The organism is Sphingopyxis sp. (genome assembly GCF_036675685.1).
In the GTDB taxonomy this organism is placed as follows: domain Bacteria; phylum Pseudomonadota; class Alphaproteobacteria; order Sphingomonadales; family Sphingomonadaceae; genus Sphingopyxis.
Genome location: NZ_JAKFEM010000063.1, coordinates 18,995 through 38,864, shown reverse-complemented (window position 1 = coordinate 38,864; position 19,870 = coordinate 18,995). Strand labels below are relative to the sequence as shown.

Annotated in this window: 22 protein-coding genes; 12 read left to right on the top strand and 10 right to left on the bottom strand. The window is 65.0% G+C overall.

Annotated elements, in window-relative coordinates; genetic code table 11:
* Nucleotides 1-113 precede the first annotated feature (113 nt).
* On the top strand, nt 114-2,231 hold the full coding sequence (locus V6M50_RS20315; RefSeq protein ID WP_332820396.1) for a sodium-translocating pyrophosphatase: 2,118 nt from the start codon (nt 114-116) through the stop codon (nt 2,229-2,231).
* Nucleotides 2,232-2,423: 192 nt separating this feature from the next.
* On the opposite strand, the gene V6M50_RS20310 is transcribed toward V6M50_RS20315, so the two are convergent.
* Entirely contained in the window at nt 2,424-3,242 is an 819-nt protein-coding gene (locus tag V6M50_RS20310) for an SDR family NAD(P)-dependent oxidoreductase (RefSeq protein WP_332820395.1), read from the bottom strand.
* A 315-nt stretch (nt 3,243-3,557) separates the two neighbouring features.
* On the opposite strand from V6M50_RS20310, the gene V6M50_RS20305 reads away from it, so the two are divergent.
* Nucleotides 3,558-4,085 (top strand): CarD family transcriptional regulator, encoded by a 528-nt coding sequence (locus V6M50_RS20305; protein WP_037511307.1) that lies wholly within the window; start codon nt 3,558-3,560, stop codon nt 4,083-4,085.
* 160 nt (nt 4,086-4,245) lie between these two features.
* Here V6M50_RS20305 and truA read toward each other — a convergent pair whose 3' ends face one another.
* Together truA and fmt are read right to left on the bottom strand one after the other, a co-directional pair.
* Entirely contained in the window at nt 4,246-4,986 is a 741-nt protein-coding gene (gene truA / locus V6M50_RS20300) for a tRNA pseudouridine(38-40) synthase TruA (RefSeq protein ID WP_332820394.1), read from the bottom strand.
* Between the two features lie 29 nt (nt 4,987-5,015).
* Nucleotides 5,016-5,936 (bottom strand): methionyl-tRNA formyltransferase, encoded by a 921-nt coding sequence (gene fmt / locus V6M50_RS20295; protein WP_332820399.1) that lies wholly within the window; start codon nt 5,934-5,936, stop codon nt 5,016-5,018.
* A gap of 141 nt (nt 5,937-6,077) precedes the next feature.
* On the opposite strand from fmt, the gene recR reads away from it, so the two are divergent.
* Nucleotides 6,078-6,674, top strand: coding sequence for a recombination mediator RecR (gene recR, locus V6M50_RS20290; RefSeq protein WP_332820393.1), 597 nt, complete (start codon nt 6,078-6,080; stop codon nt 6,672-6,674).
* Between the two features lie 32 nt (nt 6,675-6,706).
* Entirely contained in the window at nt 6,707-7,240 is a 534-nt protein-coding gene (gene def, locus V6M50_RS20285) for a peptide deformylase (protein ID WP_332820392.1), read from the top strand.
* An 83-nt stretch (nt 7,241-7,323) separates the two neighbouring features.
* Here def and grpE read toward each other — a convergent pair whose 3' ends face one another.
* Nucleotides 7,324-7,878: a nucleotide exchange factor GrpE gene (grpE, locus tag V6M50_RS20280; protein WP_332820391.1), complete on the bottom strand. Its 555-nt coding sequence runs from the start codon at nt 7,876-7,878 to the stop codon at nt 7,324-7,326.
* 5 nt (nt 7,879-7,883) lie between these two features.
* Complete coding sequence (hrcA, locus tag V6M50_RS20275) at nt 7,884-8,927, bottom strand: heat-inducible transcriptional repressor HrcA (RefSeq protein WP_332820390.1); 1,044 nt, start codon at nt 8,925-8,927, stop codon at nt 7,884-7,886.
* A gap of 135 nt (nt 8,928-9,062) precedes the next feature.
* Here hrcA and V6M50_RS20270 point away from each other — a divergent pair, with 135 nt between their 5' ends.
* The 5 genes from V6M50_RS20270 to V6M50_RS20250 all read left to right on the top strand — a co-directional run bounded on the left by V6M50_RS20270 (nt 9,063) and on the right by V6M50_RS20250 (nt 13,781).
* Nucleotides 9,063-9,863 (top strand): dienelactone hydrolase family protein, encoded by an 801-nt coding sequence (locus V6M50_RS20270; RefSeq protein ID WP_332820389.1) that lies wholly within the window; start codon nt 9,063-9,065, stop codon nt 9,861-9,863.
* Between the two features lie 48 nt (nt 9,864-9,911).
* The gene (gene rph / locus V6M50_RS20265) at nt 9,912-10,628 is read left to right on the top strand and encodes a ribonuclease PH (protein WP_332820388.1); all 717 of its coding nucleotides are present in this window, start codon (nt 9,912-9,914) and stop codon (nt 10,626-10,628) included.
* A 211-nt stretch (nt 10,629-10,839) separates the two neighbouring features.
* The gene (rdgB, locus tag V6M50_RS20260; RefSeq protein WP_332820387.1) at nt 10,840-11,466 is read left to right on the top strand and encodes an RdgB/HAM1 family non-canonical purine NTP pyrophosphatase; all 627 of its coding nucleotides are present in this window, start codon (nt 10,840-10,842) and stop codon (nt 11,464-11,466) included.
* 144 nt (nt 11,467-11,610) lie between these two features.
* Entirely contained in the window at nt 11,611-12,756 is a 1,146-nt protein-coding gene (hemW, locus tag V6M50_RS20255) for a radical SAM family heme chaperone HemW (RefSeq protein WP_332820386.1), read from the top strand.
* A 134-nt stretch (nt 12,757-12,890) separates the two neighbouring features.
* Nucleotides 12,891-13,781 carry a tyrosine recombinase XerC gene (locus V6M50_RS20250; protein ID WP_443030550.1) on the top strand — a complete coding sequence of 297 codons (891 nt, stop codon included), beginning with the start codon at nt 12,891-12,893 and terminating at the stop codon, nt 13,779-13,781.
* Here the strand turns inward: V6M50_RS20250 and V6M50_RS20245 are convergent.
* Genes V6M50_RS20245 through rsmI form a run of 4 tightly spaced genes read right to left on the bottom strand, consistent with a single transcriptional unit; the run spans nt 13,778 to nt 16,585 of the window.
* Entirely contained in the window at nt 13,778-14,383 is a 606-nt protein-coding gene (locus tag V6M50_RS20245; RefSeq protein ID WP_332820385.1) for a DedA family protein, read from the bottom strand. The two genes, V6M50_RS20250 and V6M50_RS20245, sit on opposite strands and share 4 nt — an antisense overlap.
* Before the next feature lie 23 nt (nt 14,384-14,406).
* Nucleotides 14,407-15,357, bottom strand: a complete 951-nt coding sequence (gshB, locus tag V6M50_RS20240) for a glutathione synthase (RefSeq protein WP_332820384.1) — start codon at nt 15,355-15,357, stop codon at nt 14,407-14,409.
* Nucleotides 15,358-15,377: 20 nt separating this feature from the next.
* Nucleotides 15,378-15,728: a YraN family protein gene (locus V6M50_RS20235; RefSeq protein WP_332820383.1), complete on the bottom strand. Its 351-nt coding sequence runs from the start codon at nt 15,726-15,728 to the stop codon at nt 15,378-15,380.
* On the bottom strand, nt 15,725-16,585 hold the full coding sequence (gene rsmI, locus V6M50_RS20230; RefSeq protein ID WP_332820382.1) for a 16S rRNA (cytidine(1402)-2'-O)-methyltransferase: 861 nt from the start codon (nt 16,583-16,585) through the stop codon (nt 15,725-15,727). The genes V6M50_RS20235 and rsmI overlap by 4 nt, the downstream gene beginning before the upstream one ends.
* Before the next feature lie 61 nt (nt 16,586-16,646).
* Here rsmI and V6M50_RS20225 point away from each other — a divergent pair, with 61 nt between their 5' ends.
* Nucleotides 16,647-17,783 carry a penicillin-binding protein activator gene (locus V6M50_RS20225; protein WP_332820381.1) on the top strand — a complete coding sequence of 379 codons (1,137 nt, stop codon included), beginning with the start codon at nt 16,647-16,649 and terminating at the stop codon, nt 17,781-17,783.
* Nucleotides 17,784-17,941: 158 nt separating this feature from the next.
* A complete protein-coding gene (infC, locus tag V6M50_RS20220) occupies nt 17,942-18,478 on the top strand; it encodes a translation initiation factor IF-3 (protein WP_039572576.1) in 537 nt (178 codons plus the stop codon).
* Nucleotides 18,479-18,489: 11 nt separating this feature from the next.
* Here the strand turns inward: infC and V6M50_RS20215 are convergent, their stop codons facing one another.
* Entirely contained in the window at nt 18,490-19,188 is a 699-nt protein-coding gene (locus tag V6M50_RS20215) for an NRDE family protein (protein ID WP_332820380.1), read from the bottom strand.
* Nucleotides 19,189-19,355: 167 nt separating this feature from the next.
* On the opposite strand from V6M50_RS20215, the gene V6M50_RS20210 reads away from it, so the two are divergent.
* Complete coding sequence (locus tag V6M50_RS20210) at nt 19,356-19,805, top strand: hypothetical protein (RefSeq protein WP_332820379.1); 450 nt, start codon at nt 19,356-19,358, stop codon at nt 19,803-19,805.
* Nucleotides 19,806-19,870 lie beyond the last annotated feature (65 nt).

The window sequence follows — 19,870 nt, the reverse complement described above, 5'->3', positions numbered from 1 at the left end:
TCCAAATTTGGGGCGGTCGCATCAGGGGAGAGAGCGAACCGGCATCAATAAGTCGGACGTGCTCGACTGCTATCTTCTGCGTCGCCCTTCTCAACGGGAAGGAATAGTCACGCATGAATCCGGTTTTGATCGCGATAGCGTGCGGCCTTGTGGCCGTGCTCTATGGGTTCATTACCTCGCGGCAGGTGCTCAGTGCATCGGCGGGTAATGAAAAGATGCAGGAAATCGCCGCCGCCATCCAAGAAGGCGCCAAGGCCTATCTGGGCCGCCAATATCGTACCATCGCCGTCGTCGGCGTTGTCGTCGCCATCCTGGTCGGGTTCTTCCTCGGCCCGATTTCGGCGACGGGCTTCGTCATCGGCGCGGTCCTGTCGGGGGTTGCCGGCTTCGTCGGCATGAACATTTCGGTGAAGGCCAACGTCCGTACCGCAGCTGCGGCGCAGACCGGCCTTCAGGCAGGCCTGACGATGGCATTCCGCGCCGGTGCGATCACCGGCATGCTGGTGGCAGGCCTCGCGCTGCTCGCGATCTCGGTCTTCTTCTGGTATCTGATCGGCCCCGGCGGCTTCACCGTCGGGGGTGAGGATCGCACCGTCGTCGACGCACTCGTCGCACTGGCGTTCGGCGCCTCGCTGATTTCGATCTTCGCGCGTCTTGGCGGCGGTATCTTCACCAAGGCCGCCGACGTCGGCGCCGACCTCGTCGGCAAGGTCGAGGCCGGAATCCCCGAGGATGACCCACGCAACCCCGCGGTGATCGCCGACAACGTCGGCGATAACGTCGGCGACTGCGCCGGCATGGCGGCCGACCTGTTCGAGACCTATGTCGTCACCGTCGGCGCCACGATGGTGCTGATCGCGCTGCTGCTGAAAGGCGCGGGCGACCAGCTTCTTCCGCTGATGACCCTGCCGCTCCTGATGGGCGGCGTCTGCATCATCACCTCGATCATCGGCACTTATTTTGTCCGTCTCGGCGGCGGAAAAAATGTCATGGGCGCGATGTACAAGGGCTTCCTCGTCACCGCGGTCCTCTCGGTCCCGGCGATCTGGTTCTCGACCAGCTATGTGCTGAAAGGCGACATGGATACCGCCATCACGGGTCAGGCGTTCAATGGCTGGGACCTGTTCTATTGCTCGCTGCTCGGCCTGATCATCACCGGGCTGATCATCTGGATCACCGAATATTACACCGGCACCAACTATCGCCCGGTGCGTTCGATCGCCAAGGCTTCGGAAACGGGTCATGGCACCAACGTGATCCAGGGCCTTGCCATCAGCCTTGAATCGACCGCAGCGCCGACGCTGGTGATCTGTGCCGGCATCATCGCCGCGTTCCAGATTGCCGGCATCGTCGGCATCGCCTTTGCGGCGACCGCGATGCTGGCGCTTGCCGGCATGGTGGTTGCGCTCGACGCTTATGGTCCGGTCACCGACAACGCCGGCGGCATCGCCGAAATGGCGGGCCTCGATGACAGCGTCCGTGAAAAGACCGACCTGCTCGATGCCGTGGGCAACACCACCAAGGCGGTGACCAAGGGTTATGCCATTGGGTCTGCGGGTCTTGCGGCATTGGTGCTGTTCGGCACCTACACCGCCGACATCACCGAATATTCGGCCAAGCTCGGGCTGACCGAGCCGCTGACTTTCTCGCTGTCGTCGCCTTATGTCATCGTCGGGCTGCTGCTCGGCGCGTTGTTGCCGTACCTGTTCGGTGCGTTCGGCATGACCGCGGTCGGCCGCGCGGCAGGTGAGGTCGTCAAGGATGTTCGCGACCAGTTCAAGAACAACCCGGGCATCATGACCTATGAGAGCAAGCCCGACTATGCGCGCACGGTCGATCTGGTGACCAAGGCGGCGATCAAGGAAATGATCATTCCGTCGCTGCTCCCGGTGCTCGCACCGATCGTCGTGTTCTTCGTGATCCGCGCAGTGGCCGGTCCGGCCGCGGCATTGGAAGCGCTCGGCGCACTTCTGCTCGGTGTCATCGTCAGCGGCCTGTTCGTCGCCATCTCGATGACCTCGGGCGGCGGCGCATGGGACAATGCGAAGAAATATATCGAAGACGGGAACCACGGCGGCAAGGGCAGCGAGGCCCATAAGGCTGCTGTCACTGGCGACACCGTGGGCGATCCGTACAAGGATACCGCGGGTCCGGCGGTCAACCCGATGATCAAGATCACCAATATCGTAGCGATCTTGCTCCTCGCGGCGCTGGCGAACGGCGCGCTGTAAAGCGCGCCGCCTGCGGGCAAAAGGAAGGCCCCGCTGGAGCGATCCGGCGGGGTTTTCTATGGAGTGATGAGCGGACGTTACCCACCTTCGTCATTCCCGCGAAAGCGGGAACCCAGCGCGCAACCGTCACAACTGGGTTCCCGCTTTCGCGGGAATGACGAAGAGAGAATGGGGAACAGCAAATGCCGCCGCTCAGGAGGAGCTCGTCGCCTTCATCTGCGCCGCATAGCCCGCCTGGACCATCGTGCTCATCCGGTCGAACAGCGCGTCGGGATCCTTGCGGCGCAAATCGGCGATCGCCGCTTCGGCGCCCTCGGCGACTACCAGCTCGCGCGTCCCGGCGTCGACCGCCGCGAGCATCTGGGCCGCCGCGAAATCGGGCGACAGCCCGTTGTCGATCGCGGCGTCGCTTTCCCCGCGCACGCTGCCGTCGGCGTTGAGTGCATTGCGGCTGACGTTGGTCTGGACCGAGCCCGGCGCGACGACGAGTATCTTCAATCCCAGATGCTCATTCTCGGCGCGCACGCTGTCGTGATAGCCGATCAGGCCGTGCTTGGCGGCCGAATAGGCGCTGCGCAGCGGCACTCCCGCGATCCCCGCGACGCTGGAGATGGCGATGATCTGCCCGCCGCCCGCACCGACCATGCGCGGCAGCAGCGCCTGCGTCAGTGCGATGGGGGCGAGCAGGTCGACCGCGATGATTTTCTGGTAGACCGAAAAATCGGTTTCGATCGCCAAGCTGCGTTGCGAGATGCCGGCGTTGTTGACGAGGCCGTCGATGCGTCCGCACCAGTCCCACGCCTGCTGTGCAATGGCGGGAATCGCGGCATAGTCGGTGGCCTCGAAGGGCAGGATCATCGTTCCGGCGCCACAATCGGACGCCACAACCTCGAGCGCCGCAACGTTACGGCCTGACAGGATCAGCTTCGCCCCGCGCGCCGCCAGCGCCCGCGCCAACGCCGCGCCGATCCCCGACGAAGCCCCGGTAATCCACCAGACTTGATCATTCATCTCTTCATTCCCATCTGCCTCTTTGTCCCAGCGTGAAACGGTCGTCAGACGGCGTCAAGCCGCCCCGCCCACGGATTTCCGTGCAGGGGTGGCAATTTTGTTGCGAATCTGTTATAATAAATATCAACACGCCGACATTCTGCCTCTTCCCGCCGCCGGGCTGAGGCACATTTGGCGTTTCCGATGGAGCCATATCCCTTGTCACTCTGACTGGCTAGCGCCGCCCGAATGCTGATCCCCCTCAAACCGGAGGGCGGGATGCGCCGGTGTTGTCGCACTTTCCGATCAGGGTCAAGGCACAAGAAAGGAATTTGCATGTCCGTGAACACGCTCTTGTTCGAAGTCGGCGATTATGTTGTTTATCCCAAACATGGCGTGGGGCGCGTCATCGAGCTGCAGCGGTCGGAAATCGCCGGCATGCAGCTCGAACTCTATGTCCTGCGCTTCGAAAAGGAAAAAATGACCCTTCGCGTGCCGACCAACAAGGCCGAAGGCGTGGGCATGCGCAAGCTGTCGTCGGACAAGACGCTGAAGGAAGCGCTGCAGGTCCTGACCACCAAGCCGAAGGTGAAGCGCACCATGTGGTCGCGCCGCGCGCAGGAATATGAAGCGAAGATCAATTCGGGCGACCTGGTGTCGATCGCCGAAGTGACCCGCGACCTGTTCCGCGCCGACGACCAGCCCGAGCAGAGCTATTCGGAGCGTCAGATCTTCGAAGCGGCGTCGAGCCGCCTCGCGCGCGAACTCGGCGCGATGGAAGAAAGCGACGAAAAGACGGCGCAGGCGAAGATCCTCCAGATCCTCAACGAGCATGCGCCGCTGTACTACGCCGAAAAGGTGTAAGCGCGCAGCATAGTGATAAAGGAAAGGGCGGTCCGAAAGGGCCGCCCTTTTTTTGTTGCCCACCATTTTCTTTCGTCATGCCGGACTTGATCCGGCATCCATCGCGGCGCTGAAGTCATGGACTCCGGATCAAGTCCGGGGTGACGAAGAGTCGGGTATTCTACGGATAGGTCGCACTCACAAAATACAGCCCATCCGGCGGCGCGTTCAGCCCCAAGGCGTTCCGATCCGCCGCTTCCAGCGCCGCCTTCAAATCGCGCGCCGACCATTTGCCATAGCCGACCAGTGCGAGGCAGCCGACCATCGAGCGCACCTGATGGTGCAGGAAGCTGCGCGCCGCGGCTTCGATAATCAGCTCGTCGCCGTGGCGGCTGACCGAGAGCTTGTCGAGCGTCTTTACCGGGCTTTGCGACTGGCAATGCGCCGAGCGGAAGGTGGTGAAATCATGCAGACCGATCAGCTGCTGCGCCGCGGCGTGCATCGCATCGGCATCGAGCGGCCGGGCGACCTGCCACGACAGCCCCTTGTCCCAGGTCAGCGGCGCGCGGCGGTTGACGATGCGATATTCATAGGCGCGCCCGATACAGGCGAAGCGCGCATGCCAATCGTCGGGGACGATCTCGCACGCCACCACCGCGATCGGCGCGGGGCGAAGCTGCGCATTCAGCGCCTCGGTCAGCTTGAACGGGGTCAGCGGCTTTTCAATATCGACATGCGCGCGCATCGCGATGGCATGGACCCCGGCGTCGGTGCGTCCGGCGCTGAATACCTGCACGGTCTCGGCGGTGAAGCGGTGGATCGCTTCCTCGATCGCCTGTTGGACGCTGGGGCCATGCGCCTGCCGCTGCCAGCCCATATAGGGGCGGCCGTCATATTCGATGGTGAGGGAAAAGCGGGTCATTGTCAGTGTCTACCGGACCAAAGGCATTTTCATGCGAGCCGCGTGCCCTTCGCGATCGCACGCCCGCGCAGCAGTTCGCTGGCATCCATCGCGGGCTTCCCCGCCCGCTGGACGCGCGTCGCGCGGATCGCGCCGGGGTTGCACGCGATGGTGAGCGCATCGTCGACGGTGACGCCGGGGGTGGCGCCCGCTACCGTGTCGGCAGGGTGCACGACCTCGGCCGCCAATATCTTGTAGCGCTCGCCATCGAGTTCGAAGAAGGCGCCCGGCATCGGGTTGAACGCGCGTACTTGCCGCTCGACCTGCACCGCGCTGGTGAGGAAATCGAGCCGCGCCTCGCTTTTGTCTATCTTTGCGGCGTAAGTGACGCCGTCGTCGGGCTGCGCCTCGGGCGCGAAGGCGTGGAGGTCGCTCAGCACCTTCACCATTAATTCCGCGCCCATATTCGCCATCGCGTCTGTCAGCTCGCCCGCGGTCTTGGAGGCGACCGGCGTTCGCCCGACCAGCCGCATCGCGCCGGTGTCGAGCCCGACATCCATCTGCATGATCGTCACGCCCGTCTCGGCATCGCCCGCGAGGATCGCGCGCTGCACCGGCGCCGCGCCGCGCCAGCGCGGCAGGATCGAGCCATGGACGTTGAGGCAGCCCGCGCGCGGGGCATCGAGGATCGCGGAGGGCAGGATCAGGCCATACGCGGCGACCACCGCGACATCGAGGTCGAGCGCCGCGAACTCGGCCTGCTCGTCGGCGCCCTTCAAACTCTTTGGCGTGCGGACGGGAAGGCCATGTTGCTCGGCCCATACATGCACCGCGCTCTGCTGGATCTTCTTGCCGCGCTGTGCCGGGCGCGGGGGCTGCGTATAGACGGCCACGATGTCGTGCCCCGCGGCATGAAGCGCGGCGAGTGTCGGCACCGCGAAGGGCGGCGTTCCCATGAAGGCGATGCGCATGATGCGCGCATTGGCGGAGGATGCGGCTTGGTGCAAGGCTCTCGCTCCCCACTCTCGTCACCCCGGATCAAGTCCGGGGTGACGGCGAGGGTGTAGGGAAGAGATATTGTGCACGGTGCGCGCACCCACTACCACCGCCGCATGGCGTCCACCGAAATCGAAGCCCTCGTCCAGCAACTCGCCCGCCTGCCGGGCCTCGGCCCGCGTTCGGCGCGGCGCGCGGTGCTGCACCTGATGAAGAAGCGCGAGTCGGCGTTCGTGCCGCTGCTCGCGGCGCTCCAGACGGTGTCCGAACGCCTCGTCACCTGCGGCATTTGCGGCAATGTCGACACGCACGACCCCTGCGCGATCTGCGCCGACCCGCGCCGCGATGCGCGGTCGCTGTGCGTCGTCGAGGAAGTGTCGGACCTCTGGGCGCTTGACAAATCGCGGCTGTTCCCTGGCAAATATCATGTGCTGGGCGGGCGATTGTCCGCGTTAGAGGGCATCCGCCCGCAGGACCTCGCGATCGACGCGCTGGTGAACCGCGTCGCCGCGGGCGGTATCGACGAAGTCGTGCTCGCGATGAACGCGACGCTGGAGGGGCAGACGACCGCGCATTATCTCGCCGAGCGGCTCGAGGGTTATCCGGTGCGGTTGACGCAGCTTGCGCATGGTTTGCCGGTCGGGGGCGAGCTCGATTATCTCGACGAGGGGACGCTGGCGCAGGCGTTGCGTGCACGGCGACCGGTGGGTTGACGTCGGGCATCCGAGTTCATACCTGAGCCCCCATGGCCTTACTCCCTATCATAGAGACCCCGGATCCCCGGCTGCGCGTCATTTCGAAACCCGTCGAGAAATTCGATGCCGAGCTCAAGACGCTGATCGCCGACATGTTCGAGACGATGTACGACGCCCCCGGGATCGGGCTCGCCGCGATCCAGGTCGCGGTGCCGAAGCGCATATTGGTGATCGACCTGCAGGAACCCGATCCCGAGGACGAAGAGGGCAAACGTCTGATCCGCGAGCCGCGCGTTTTCATCAACCCCGTCTTTTCGGACGAGTCCGAGGAGCATGCGATCTATCAGGAAGGCTGCCTGTCGGTTCCCGAGCAATACGCCGATGTGACGCGTCCCGCCGAGGTCACCGTCGACTGGCAGGATGCGGACGGCAAGCACCATCAGGAACGTATGACCGGCCTGATGGCGACGTGCATCCAGCACGAGCACGACCATCTGGAAGGCATCCTCTTCATCGACCATCTGTCGCGGCTGAAGCGCGAAATGGTGCTGAAGAAGCTCGCGAAGCTGCGTAAGGCGGCTTAACCGTCATCCCAGCGAAAGCTGGGATCTCTGGCGTCCTTTATGAACGATAGCGGCCCCAGCTTTCGCTGGGGCGACGCCTGGGCTCACCCCGCCTTCGCCACCGCCACCATCGCAGGGCGCAACAAGCGGTCCTTGAGCATATAGCCCGCCTGCATTTCCTGCACGATCGTGCCCGGCGTCTGGTCGCTCGGGATTTCGAGCATCGCCTGATGCTGGTTTGGGTCGAGGGGCAGGCCGATCGCGGCGATGCGCGTGATGCCGTTGCGTTCGAAGACGCTAAGCAATTCGCGTTCGGTCGCCTCGAGCCCGGTGATCAACGGCTTGATGCTTTCGTCGGCGCGCTGTTCCTCGCTCAATGCTGCGAGTGCGCGGCCGAGATTGTCGGCGACCGACAGAATGTCGCGCGCGAACTTGGTCGCGGCATAGGCGTGTGCGTCGGCGACTTCTTTCTCGGCGCGGCGGCGGACATTCTGCGTCTCGGCGCGCGCATAGAGCAGGTCCTGCTGCACCGCGGCGAGCTGTTCGGCGAGCTGCGCCAGCTCTTCATTCTCACCCTGCGCGGGAACTGGTGCCTCGGTGGTTTCAACTTCGGGGTTCGCGCCGTCGTCGACCGGCGTGTCGTTTTTCTTGTTCGTCATAAGCCTTATCGTATCAGTCTGGAGAGCGATTGTGCGGTGAAATCCACCATGGGAACGATGCGGGCATAGTTCAAGCGCGTCGGGCCGATTACGCCCACCACGCCGACCACGCGCCCGTCCGATCCGCGATAGGGCGCCGCTATCACGGACGAGCCCGAAAGCGAGAATAATTTATTTTCCGAACCGATGAAAATCCGGGTTGCGCTGCCTTCGCGTGCGCTGTCGAGCAGCTGCGCGATGTCCTGCTTGGTTTCGAGTTCGTCGAGCAATTGCCGCACGCGGTCGAGGTCGCCGACCGCGCTTTCGTCGAGCAGATTCGCCTGCCCGCGCACGATCAGCACCGGGCGGTCGGCGCCGTCGGACGACCAGATCGCGAGGCCGCGGCTGACGAGATCCTGCGCCGCGCGGTCGATCGCGATGCGCTCGGCCTCGATTTCGCGGCGCACGCGCGCCATCGCCTCGGTCAGCGTCAGGCCGGCGAGCATCGCGCTGATATAATTTCCGGCTTCGACGAGAGTGGACGGGTCGAGCCCGGGCGGGGTGTCGATGACGCGATTCTCGACCGCGCCGTCGCCCGCGACGAGCACGACGAGCGCCTGGCTCGCCGATAGCGGGACGAAGGCGACCTGCTTGAGTACGCGTTCATGCTTGGGGACAAGCACCAGTCCGGCGCACGCCGACAGCCCCGACAGCGCCGATGTCGCCTGCGCGAGCGCGCTTTCGATCGGGCCGGCTTCGGTTAGGCTCGCCTCGATCTGGGCGCGATCCTCGGCCGAGGGTTCGGCGACCTGCATCATCCCGTCGACGAAGAGGCGGAGGCCCTGTTCGGTCGGCAGGCGGCCGGCGCTGGTGTGTGGGCTGGCGAGCAGGCCGAATTCCTCCAGATCCTGCATGACGTTGCGGATCGACGCGGGCGAGAGGTTCAGCGCCGCGAGCTTCGACAGCGTCCGCGAGCCGACCGGCTGCCCGGTTTCGAGATAGGCATCGACGACCAGCCGGAACACGTCGCGGGCGCGTGTGGTGAGTTCGGTGATCGGTAGAGTGGTCATAAGGGGGATTTAGGGATGGGGAGGGGCGTGGGCAAGCGCAAGCGCCAGAACCAGAACCCTCTCCCGCAGGGGGAGAGGGATTCAGACTCGCTCCCCCCGCAAACCAGCGCTAGCCTCTTCGCGGGGGAGAAAATCATGACGACACCGCCACTCGATCGCGACGACCCGCTCGACGATTTCGACCATCGCGACATCGTCCTGCTTGGCCGCAAGCACCGCGTCTACACGAAGGGCAGCGGGCCCGCGGTGATCGTAATGACCGAAATGCCGGGGATCAGCCCGCATGTCGCGCGCTTTGCGCGTTGGGTCGTCGATGCCGGCTTCACCGTCTATATGCCGCATATTTTTGGGCGTGACGGCGCGGTGGTGCGGATGCCGGGCGCGCTGTTCACGATGATCGGCGGGTGCATCAGCCGCCAGTTCCGCGCCTTCCAGGCGAATGAAAGCTCGCCCGCGACGCAGTGGCTGCGCGCGCTGGCGGCACAGGCGCATCAGGAATGCGGCGGCAAGGGTGTCGGCGCGATCGGTATGTGCTTCACGGGCAATTTCGCGCTGTCGATGATGCTCGAGCCGGCGGTGCTTGCACCGGTGCTGGCGCAGCCGTCGCTGCCGCTCAATGATCCGGCGGGGATGCACATCGCGCCCGACGAATTGGCGGCGGTGAAGGCGCGGATGGAGGCCGAGGATCTGACCGTGCTCGCCTACCGCTTCGAGGGCGACAAATTCTGCAAGGCGGCCCGCTTCGCGGCCTATCAGGATGCGCTCGGCGACCGCTTCATCGGCCGCGTGCTGCCCGACGACGCGGCGAACCCCGACAGCCCGATGAAGAACCCGCACAGCGTCGTCACGATCCACCTGATCGACGAAGCGGGCCAGCCGACGGTGCAGGCGCGCGACGAAATACTCGATTTCTTCAAGATGCGGTTGAGTGCATGAGGGCGGCAGCCTAAGGGCCACCGCAATCACCAATCGAAAGGACTGTTTATGCGCCCCTCAGGCCGCGCGCCCGACCAGATGCGCCCCATCGCCATCGAAACCGAATTCACCATCCACGCCGAGGGCAGCGTCCTCGTCAGCTTCGGCAACACCAAGGTGCTGGTGACCGCGAGCGTCGACGAGAAGGTGCCGTCGTGGATGCGCGGCAAGGGCGCGGGCTGGGTCACCGCCGAATATGGCATGCTGCCCCGCGCGACCCACACCCGCGGCGCACGCGAAGCGGCGAAGGGCAAGCAGTCGGGACGCACGCAGGAAATCCAGCGGCTTATCGGCCGCTCCTTGCGCGCTGTCGTCGATATGAAGAAGCTCGGCGAGCGCCAGATTGTCATCGACTGCGACGTGATCCAGGCCGACGGCGGCACGCGTACGGCGTCGATTTCGGGTGCGTGGGTCGCGCTGCGCCTCGCGGTCGACAAGCTGCTCGAAGCGAAGTCGATCGCCGAGGATCCGATCGAGGACAAGGTCGGCGCGATTTCGTGCGGCATCTACAAGGGCACCCCGGTGCTCGACCTCGACTATGACGAGGATTCGGTCGCCGAGGCCGACGGCAATTTCGTGCTGACCGGCAAGGGCCAGATCGTCGAAGTGCAGGCGAGCGCCGAGGGCGCAACCTATGACGAGGAAGGCCTGCTCCGTCTCCTCCGCCTCGCGCGCATCGGCTGCGGCGAGATTTTCGCGGCGCAGGACAAGGCGACGGGACGATAGGTTAGAAAAATTGGTTCGCACGAAGGCCAAAGACACGAAGAGGGCGGTGTGGGCCGACAGGCCCCTTTCCATATTGACGTTGCTCGATGACGCGCGGTGGATGAAAAAGGCCGCTTCGCGGCAGGCACGACATCTTCGTGCCTTTGTGTCTTTGTGCGAACCCATTAAACTTGGCATTCGCGGCCTGGAATTGACGGAAGATCGACGCACCATGACATATCGCAAGCTCGCTCCCGGCAAGCTCGTCATCGCCAGCCACAATGCGGGCAAGGTGCGCGAGATTCGCGTGTTGCTCGAACCGTTCGGGATCGAGCCGGTGTCGGCGGGCGACCTTGGGCTTCCCGAGCCCGAGGAGACGGGGACGACCTTCCGCGAAAATGCGCTGCTGAAGGCGCATGCGAGCGCGGCGGCGGCGGGGCTGCCGGCGCTCGCCGACGACAGCGGGCTGGAAGTTGCCGCGCTTGGCGGACGCCCCGGTGTCTACACCGCCGACTGGGCCGCGCGGCAATGGTTCGAGGGTAACGCTGGCCGCGACTGGTATATGGCGATGGGCAAGGTCGAGGGGTTGCTCGCCGAACAGGGCCCCGACGTCGACCGCAGCGCCCGCTTCGTCTGCACCCTCGCGCTCGCCTGGCCCGACGGACATGCCGAGGTGTTCGAGGGCAGGGCCGAGGGCAGCCTCATCTGGCCGCCGCGCGGCAAGCTCGGCTTCGGTTATGATCCGGTGTTCGTTCCGGTCGGTAATGCGCTGACTTATGCAGAAATTGTGCCTACGGAAAAGCATGCAATCAGCCATCGCGCCGATGCGTTTGCGAAGCTGGTGGCTGGCGTATTTTGACCCTTCCTTCGTCACCCCGGACTTGATCCGGGGTCCATGGTCTAAGGTCGCAGCGTCAGGCCATGGATGCTGAAACAAGTTCAGCATGACGAATGAAAGATAATCCGGCTTTCGCCGGAAGGACGAAAGGGGGTAGGGGGCCGCATGGCCGAACCGCTCGCCCTTTATGTCCATTGGCCGTTTTGCGTGTCGAAATGCCCCTATTGCGACTTCAACAGCCATGTGCGCGAGAGCGTCGATCAGGCCGTGTGGCGCGATGCGTTGCTCACCGATCTGCGGCATGAGGCGGCGCTGCTGCCGGGGCGGCGGGTCGGGTCGATCTTCTTCGGTGGCGGTACGCCCAGCCTGATGCCGCCCGCAACCGTCGCGGAGGTCATCACAGCCGCCAATGCGGCGTGGGGCCTCACCGACGAGGTCGAGATCACGCTGGAGGCGAACCCAAATTCGGTCGAGATCGCCAATTTCGCCGACCTCGCCGCCGCCGGAGTCAATCGCGTTTCGATAGGGGTTCAAAGCTTCGATTCCAAAGTGCTTGATTTCCTTGGCCGCGCGCACAGCGAGGATGAGGCGCGGCGCGCGATCGCGACCGCGCAGGAGCATTTCGCGCGCGTCAGTTTCGACCTGATTTACGCGCGGCCCGGCCAGACGGTGGCCGCCTGGGAGACCGAACTGGCGGACGCGCTCGCCTTCGGCACCGATCATCTGTCGCTCTACCAGCTTACCATCGAGCCCGGCACGCGCTTTGCCACGCTCGCGGCGAAGGGCGACCTCACCATCCCCGACGGCGACGCCGCCGCCGACCTGTTCGATGCGACGCAGGCGATGACGCGCGCCGCGGGCCTGCCGCGCTACGAAGTGTCGAACCACGCGCGTATCGGGCAGGAAAGCCGCCACAATCTCGCTTACTGGCGTTACGCCGATTATGCCGGGGTCGGTCCGGGGGCGCATGGCCGAAGGCTCGGGCAGGCGACCGAGCGGCACAAGAAGCCCGAGAATTTCATTTCGGCGGTCGAACGCAATGGCCATGGGCTCAAGGTCGAAACCGACCTGCCGGCGCACGAACGCGCGACCGAGGCGATGCTGATGGGGCTGCGGCTGACCGAAGGGATCGACTTGGCGCGGATCGAGGCGCGCAGCGGGTTGGCGCGTGAGGCTTTTGTCGACGGTGGCGCAGTCGCGCGGCTGGCGGGGCAGGGGTTGATGAAGCAGGACGGCAACCGGCTAGCCGTCACCGACGACGGTATCCTCCTGCTGGACTCCATTCTTTCCGAGGTTGTGCGGACCGGCTAAGCTGCCTTCAAAGCCCCCTCGCCCTGACCCCGGATTAAATCCGGGGGAAGGGCCGTTCTTCCTTTTCGAGGCTGGAAGAAGGAACGGGGCTTCGACAACCCCGGATCAGGTCCGGGGCCGAACGGGGTTATAGGTTGGCCGACGGAATGATCCGCGACTGGGACGCCCATCTGGCGCATGAGAAGCGCCGGTCGGAGCATACGCGCCGCGCGTACATCGCGACCGCGGAGCGCTTCTGCGCCTTTCTGTCCGGCCATCGTGGAGGCGCGGTAGACGGCAAGATGTTGGGCGCACTAACCCCCAACGACCTTCGAAGCTATCTCGCAACCCGTCGCGCCGAGGGGCTCGGCAACGCCTCAGCAGCGCGCGAGCTTTCGGCGCTGCGCGGGTTCCTGCGCTTTGTCGGCGGGTCGGGTGCCAGCGTCCCGCAGATGCGCGGTCCGCGCGTCAAGAAGGGTTTGCCGCGCCCCGTCGCGCCCGCCGAGGCGCTCGCGCTCGCGCAGGATGTCGAGGATAACGCCCGACAGGGCTGGACCGGCGCGCGCGATTTTGCGCTGCTGTTGCTGCTTTACGGCGCGGGGTTGCGTATTGGCGAGGCGCTCTCGCTGACCGGCGCGACGCTGCCGCTTGGCGAGACGCTGCGTGTCACCGGCAAACGCAACAAGACGCGGATCGTGCCGATCCTGCCGGCGGTTGCCACCGCCGTGGCGCGCTACGTCGACGCCTGCCCCTATCCGATCGCCAAGGACAGCCCGCTCTTCCTCGGCGCGCGGGGCGGGCCACTCGCGCCCGGCGTGATCCGTGCCAGCGTGCGCTCGGCGCGGCGTGCATTGGGACTTCCCGAGCGAACGACGCCGCACGCGCTCCGCCACAGTTTCGCGACGCATTTGCTCGCCGGCGGCGCCGATCTTCGGAGTTTGCAGGAACTGCTCGGCCATGCGAGCCTCGCCTCGACGCAGGTCTATACCGCGGTCGATGCCGCGCATCTGCTCGACATCTACCGCAGCGCGCATCCGCGGGCTTAGTCGGCTCGCTTCGGCTTCCACGTGATGACGCGGTAAATATAGATCAGCACCAGCGATCCGATCGCGATCAGTGCTACCGGACCCACGAAGGCGTCCAGATTGGCGAACTTCCCGCCGAACCAGTTGCCCGCGCCGGCGAGCGCGGCGATCCAGATCGTCGAACCCGCCGCGGTCCAGATCAGGAATTTCGCCTGGTTCATTTTGACCATGCCCGCGGGCAGCGACACCATTGTGCGGGCGACGGGCATGAAGCGCGCGATGAAGACGATCGCGGGGCCATGTTTCAGGAAGAAATTGTGAAGCCTTTCGACCTCGGCCCAGTCGAGCGTGAGCCAGCGGCCGTGACGGTCGATAAAGGGCTTCAATCGCTCATAGCCGATCCAGCGCCCGATGCCGTACCAGATCCAGTTGCCCGCGGTCGTCCCCGCGACCGCGACCGCGACGAGCGTCCAGAAATCAAAATGCCCTTTCGCGACGGCGATACCGCCCAGCCCCATGATCACTTCGGACGGAATCGGCGGGAATACATTTTCGAGGAACATGAGGATAAAAATCCCCACATAGCCCCAGTTCTGGATCAGGTTCAGGATGAAGTCGGTCATGGGAGGGTAACGCGCCGGGCGCGTCAGCCGATCCGCCGCACGATCGCGTCCCAGATCATTCCCGCGGTATCGCTGTTGTTGAAGCGGTCGATCGCGACGATTCCGGTGGGCGAGGTGACGTTGATTTCGGTCAGCCACTCGCCGCCGATCACATCGATGCCGACGAATACCAGCCCGCGTTCGCGCAGCCGCGGTCCGAGCACGTCGCAGATTTCCTTCTCACGCGGGGTCAGTTCGGTGGCTTCGGCAAAGCCGCCGACCGCGAGGTTCGAGCGGAATTCGCCTTCGCCGGGCTTGCGGTTGATCGCGCCCGCAACCTCTCCGTCGACGAGCACGATGCGCTTGTCGCCCTGCGAAACGCTCGGCAGGAACTGCTGGACCATGAAGGGCTCGGGCCAGACCTGGCCGAACAGCTCGACGAGCGCGCCGAGGTTGCCGCCATCGGCGTCGATCCGGAACACCGCCTTGCCGCCATTGCCGTGCAGCGGCTTGATTACCACCGCACCAAACCGGGCTTGAAAATCCTTCACCGCGTCGAGGCTGCGCGTGACCATCGTCGGCGGCATGAACTCGGGGAAGTCGAGCACGAACACTTTTTCGGGAGCGTTGCGAACCGATACCGGGTCATTGACCACCAATGTCTCATTGGCGATCCGCTCGAGCAGCCAGGTGCCGGTCAGGTAGCCAAGGTCGAAGGGCGGGTCCTGCCGCATCAGCACGACATCGACGTCGCGGCCAAGGTCGAGCAGGATTTCGTCACCGAATTTGTAGTGCGCGCCCGCCTCGCGCTGTACCTCTATCACGCGATGCGCTTTCGTCGTCAGCCGCCCGGCCTCCCACGTCAGGCCGCGCACGTCGTAATGATAGAGCTCGTACCCGCGTTCGAGCGCCTTCAGCATCAGGGAAAAACTGCTGTCGCCCCCGATGTTGATACCGTCCATCGGGTCCATTTGCACCGCAGCGCGCAGGGTCATCTTCTTCTCCTTGGGCGCCGTCACGGCTGCCAGACGTGGACCAGATGGCGTGGGAGGCGCCTTGGCGCAAGGAGCATCACGTCGATCCTTATGTCGTCGCGCGGGCCAGCGAAGCGCGGGCTCAGCATTTCGGCGGCCGCGGCGACGCGGCGCAGACGATACTGGTCGATAGCAAGATCGAGGTCGGCGGCGCGGTCGCGCCATTTCACCTCGATGAAGGCGACGGTGCGGCCGCGCCGCGCGACGAGGTCGACCTCGCCCGCCGGAACGCGCAGCCGTTCGCCGAGGATGCGCCAGCCGTGGAGGCGCAGCCACCAGGCGGCGCGGCGTTCGGCCTTGCGCCCGCGCGCTTCGGCGGTGGCGCGGTTCAAGCCTGCTCTTTCAACAGGAGTGCACGAGCATAAACATCATGGCGGTCGAGCCCGAAACGCTTGGCGACCGCCTTGGCCGCCTGTGCCACGGGCTTGTCGGTCATCGCCTCGCGCAGCGCGGCGTCGAGAGTCGCGTCGTCGGCTTCTTCAGCCAGAGCCTCGCCGGGCGGACCGACGATGACGACGATTTCGCCCTTGGGCGGCGCGTCCGCATAACGCGCCGCGAGTTCGGTCAGCGTGCCGGTCACGCATTCCTCGAACAGCTTGCTGATCTCGCGTGCGACAGCCGCCTCGCGATTGCCGAGCCCTTCGGCCATTGCTGCCAGCGATGCCGCCAGCCGCGGCCCGCTTTCGTAAAATACCAGCGTTGCGCGCAGCCCCGCAAACTCGGCGAGCGTGTCGGCGCGCGCCTTGGCCTTGCCCGGCAGGAAGCCCGCGAACAGGAAGCGGTCGCTCGGCAGGCCCGACAGCGTGATCGCGGCGATCGCGGCGCACGGGCCGGGCAGGGTGGTTACATGCCGCCCCGCGGCGCGCGCGTCGCGGACGAGCTTGTAGCCGGGGTCCGAAATCAGCGGCGTTCCCGCGTCCGACACCAAAACGACAACTTCGTGCCCCATGCGCGCAACCAGCGCGGCGCGTGTGCGTTCGTCGCTATGATCATGATAGGGGGTCATCGGCACACGCAATCCCAGATGCGACAGCAATTTCGCGGTCACGCGCGTGTCCTCCGCGGCGATCACGCCGGCGGAGGCGAGTGTCGTCGCCGCGCGCGCGCTGATGTCGCCAAGGTTGCCGATGGGCGTCGCGACGATATAGAGACCGGGCAAGGGAGAATCTGAGATGTTCGAATCTGGCATGACGCTGAAAATGGCAGAAACTGCCGCCCAGCGCCAAATTAATGCACCGGCCCGCCGCCGAATGTTGCGCGGCCTCGGTGTGATGGCGATGGCGGGGCTGCTTGCGGCGTGTCAGATGGTGCCGAAGTCGAACGGTCCGGCGACGCCGCCGCCGCCCGACCAGCCGACCGACAATGTCGGCCCCGGGCTTCCCACCGATACCGACCGCCACCGCGTCGCGCTCCTCGTGCCGCAGACGGGCCCCAACGCCGATGTCGGCACCGCGATCGCCAATGCGACGACACTGGCATTGCTCGATTCGCGCACCGAGCGCGTCCGCATCACCACCTATGACACCGCGCTCGGCGCCGCCGCCGCGGCGCGCCAGGCGGTCGCCGACGGCAACAGGCTGATCCTCGGCCCGCTGCTCAGCGAAGATGTCGCCGCGGTCGCGCCGATCGCGCGCGATGCGAAGGTGCCGGTGCTCAGCTTCTCGAACGACAGCAGCGTTGCGGGCAACGGCGTCTTCATCATGGGCTTCGTCCCCGGCCAGTCGGTCGAGCGTGTCGTCGCCTTCGCGCGGGGGAAAGGCCATCAGCGCTTCGGCGCGCTTGTGCCGAAGAATGTCTATGGCGACCGCTCGGTCGCCGCCTTCCGCGCCGCGGTCGCCCAAGCCGGCGGGACGCTCGTCGCGGTCGAAACCTATGACCGCAGCGCGACCGCGCTGACCGGCGCGGCGCGGCGGATCGCCAATGCCGGCGCGATGGACGCGGTGCTGATCGCCGACAGCGGCGGCAATGCGATCCGCGCCGTGCCGGTGATCAAGGGCGCCGGGCAGCGGCAGATTCTCGGCACCGAACTGTGGAACACCGACGCCTCGCTTGGCAGCAATGGGGTGATGCGCGGGTCGTGGTTCGCCAGCGTGTCCGATGGCCTTTATGGCCAGCTCGCGGGCAAATATCGCACGCGTTTCGGCAAGGCGCCGTACCGGCTTGCCAGCCTCGGTTACGACTCGGTGCTGCTGACGGTGCGCATCGCGCGCGACTGGAAACCCGGCACCAGCTTCCCGACCAACCGCCTGCTCGCCGCCGACGGCTTTGGCGGGATCGACGGCATCTTCCGCTTCAACAACCGCGGCATCGCGGTTCGCGCGCTCGAGGTCAGCGAGATCGGCGCCGGTGGTTTCCGCGTCGTCGACCCGGCACCGGCCAAATGGTAGTGGCAGACTGGTCACAGTTGACCTGAAAAGCGGCGTCAGTTGAGCAGGGCGGCCTTTACGACGGGCTCTCGATCACTATATGACCACGGCGCGTGTTTTTGCGTCGATGCCGCACGCCTATTTTAAACGATCCAGGAGATACAGCTATACCACCGCCCATGACCCGTCGCCCAATGGCACCGATGCCGCCTAAAAACGGCCCGCGTTACAATGAATTTATCGCCTCCCCCAAAGTTCGTGTAATCGACGAGGAAGGCGAAAATCTGGGCGTAATGCTGACGGCCGAAGCGATCGAGCAGGCTGCCTCCGTCGGGCTGGACCTGGTCGAAGTATCCCCGAACGCCGATCCGCCGGTGTGCAAATTCCTCGACGTGGGCAAGTTCAAATACGAAGCCCAGAAAAAGGCCAATCTGGCGCGCAAGAGCCAGAAGACGCAGGAAATCAAAGAGATCAAGATGCGTCCGAATATCGACGATCATGATTTCGACGTGAAGATGCGCAAGGTTTTCGATTTCCTCGAGGAAGGCGACAAGGTCAAGATGACCATGCGCTTCCGCGGCCGCGAAATGAGCCACACCCAGCTTGGCCTGAATGTGCTGCAGCGCGTTGCCGAGCTGACGTCGGAGATCGCAAAGGTCGAAGCGCATCCGCGCACCGAGGGTCGCCAGATGCTGATGGTCATCGCGCCGAAATAAGCGCGACCGGCTCAGCCGATCCGAAAATTCAGGGCGGTCGTTCCAGCGGGGCGGCCGCCCTTTTCATATCGGTGCTCGATCATTTTAGCGGTCCCGTCGGAGGCGACCGCGACCAGCGTCGAAGCACGGGTGCCATAGACATCGCCGCGCAGGAACAGCGCCGGATCTCTTGTCGCCGTCAGCGTGTCGAGCAAGCCTTCGGGGTCGGCGCCCGCGTCGACCACCGCCGCCAGCGCTTCGCGCAGCCGCTCGGCGCGCGGGCAGGGCATGTCGATCGGTTCGTTGGCGAGGGCATGGACTCCGGCGTCCAGCGCCATGACCCGCGGCTGCGGCCGGTTGGTCAGCAGCTGCGCATTGCCGCCGCCGACCGCGAACAGGTTGAAGGCATTGAAGCGGTCGAGATCCTCCACCGCGGGATTGGCGAAGCGTCCGTCGCCGCGCAGCATGTCGACGACCAGCGTGCCGCGCGATTCCTTCGCCGGATCGGGCATCGCGCCGCGCACATTCGTCACCACAACGACGCGCCCGCTTCCGGGGTGCACGCCCAGCCATGTCCCGCCCGCCTGCAGGTCGCGCCCCGCGACGATGCCGCTGGCGTCGTCCCACGCGGCGAGCGCGGCGCTCGGGCGCTCGTGAAACTCGTCGCGGTTCCCGATCAGGATCAAGGGCCAGTCGGCATGAACCTGCCAGGCAAGGGCGACGACGCACATCGGGTGCCTATCGCGATTTGGCGGCGGCTTGCCAAGTGCATTTGCCCGCCGCGCTCGATCTCTCATGTTTCATCGATGATCGCAGTGTGTTATGTCATTATGGCACTATGCTTGCCGTAACGGCAAAAGCTGGTAATCTCGCGCTATCTTTCTGGAGGGGGAGACGAATGATGACCGAAGTGCGTAAAACGCCCTGGCACCTTTGGGTAGTCGGGATTCTCGGCCTGCTATGGAACCTCATTGCCGTGACCGACTACACCTTCGCGAAAATGAAGAGCGACTGGTATATGAAGGAAGTCGGCCAGTTCACCGCCGAACAGATCGCATGGTTCGGCAATTTTCCCTTCTGGGCCAATGTTGGCTGGGCATTGGGCGTGTGGGGATCGTTCCTTGGTGCGTTGCTGCTATTGATGCGCAGCCGTCATGCTGTCAGCGCCTTCATCGTTTCGGCCGCCGGCCTCCTGACGATGACCATCTATCAGTTCGTGCTGAAGAAGGACGAGTTCATGGGCCTCTTTGGCCCCGGTCCGATGTATTTCACCATCGTGATCTGGGTGATTCTGATCGCGCTCTATCTTTACGCCCGGCGCCAGGCCGCGGCGGGCGTCCTGCGCTAATAGCTGGGTAAGGAAATCGTCATCCCGGCGAAGGCCGGGATCTCGACGTTGTCTTGCAACGCGAC

Bases quoted from the DNA above. Each gene is read 5' to 3' on its own strand.
- V6M50_RS20315 (WP_332820396.1), top strand. From the start codon at position 114: ATGAATCCGGTTTTGATCGCGATAGCGTGCGGCCTTGTGGCCGTGCTC.
- V6M50_RS20310 (WP_332820395.1), bottom strand. From the start codon at position 3,242: ATGAATGATCAAGTCTGGTGGATTACCGGGGCTTCGTCGGGGATCGGC.
- V6M50_RS20305 (WP_037511307.1), top strand. From the start codon at position 3,558: ATGTCCGTGAACACGCTCTTGTTCGAAGTCGGCGATTATGTTGTTTAT.
- truA (WP_332820394.1), bottom strand. From the start codon at position 4,986: ATGACCCGCTTTTCCCTCACCATCGAATATGACGGCCGCCCCTATATG.
- fmt (WP_332820399.1), bottom strand. From the start codon at position 5,936: ATGCGCATCGCCTTCATGGGAACGCCGCCCTTCGCGGTGCCGACACTC.
- recR (WP_332820393.1), top strand. From the start codon at position 6,078: ATGGCGTCCACCGAAATCGAAGCCCTCGTCCAGCAACTCGCCCGCCTG.
- def (WP_332820392.1), top strand. From the start codon at position 6,707: ATGGCCTTACTCCCTATCATAGAGACCCCGGATCCCCGGCTGCGCGTC.
- grpE (WP_332820391.1), bottom strand. From the start codon at position 7,878: ATGACGAACAAGAAAAACGACACGCCGGTCGACGACGGCGCGAACCCC.
- hrcA (WP_332820390.1), bottom strand. From the start codon at position 8,927: ATGACCACTCTACCGATCACCGAACTCACCACACGCGCCCGCGACGTG.
- V6M50_RS20270 (WP_332820389.1), top strand. From the start codon at position 9,063: ATGACGACACCGCCACTCGATCGCGACGACCCGCTCGACGATTTCGAC.
- rph (WP_332820388.1), top strand. From the start codon at position 9,912: ATGCGCCCCTCAGGCCGCGCGCCCGACCAGATGCGCCCCATCGCCATC.
- rdgB (WP_332820387.1), top strand. From the start codon at position 10,840: ATGACATATCGCAAGCTCGCTCCCGGCAAGCTCGTCATCGCCAGCCAC.
- hemW (WP_332820386.1), top strand. From the start codon at position 11,611: ATGGCCGAACCGCTCGCCCTTTATGTCCATTGGCCGTTTTGCGTGTCG.
- V6M50_RS20245 (WP_332820385.1), bottom strand. From the start codon at position 14,383: ATGACCGACTTCATCCTGAACCTGATCCAGAACTGGGGCTATGTGGGG.
- gshB (WP_332820384.1), bottom strand. From the start codon at position 15,357: ATGACCCTGCGCGCTGCGGTGCAAATGGACCCGATGGACGGTATCAAC.
- rsmI (WP_332820382.1), bottom strand. From the start codon at position 16,585: ATGCCAGATTCGAACATCTCAGATTCTCCCTTGCCCGGTCTCTATATC.
- V6M50_RS20225 (WP_332820381.1), top strand. From the start codon at position 16,647: ATGTTGCGCGGCCTCGGTGTGATGGCGATGGCGGGGCTGCTTGCGGCG.
- infC (WP_039572576.1), top strand. From the start codon at position 17,942: ATGACCCGTCGCCCAATGGCACCGATGCCGCCTAAAAACGGCCCGCGT.
- V6M50_RS20215 (WP_332820380.1), bottom strand. From the start codon at position 19,188: ATGTGCGTCGTCGCCCTTGCCTGGCAGGTTCATGCCGACTGGCCCTTG.
- V6M50_RS20210 (WP_332820379.1), top strand. From the start codon at position 19,356: ATGATGACCGAAGTGCGTAAAACGCCCTGGCACCTTTGGGTAGTCGGG.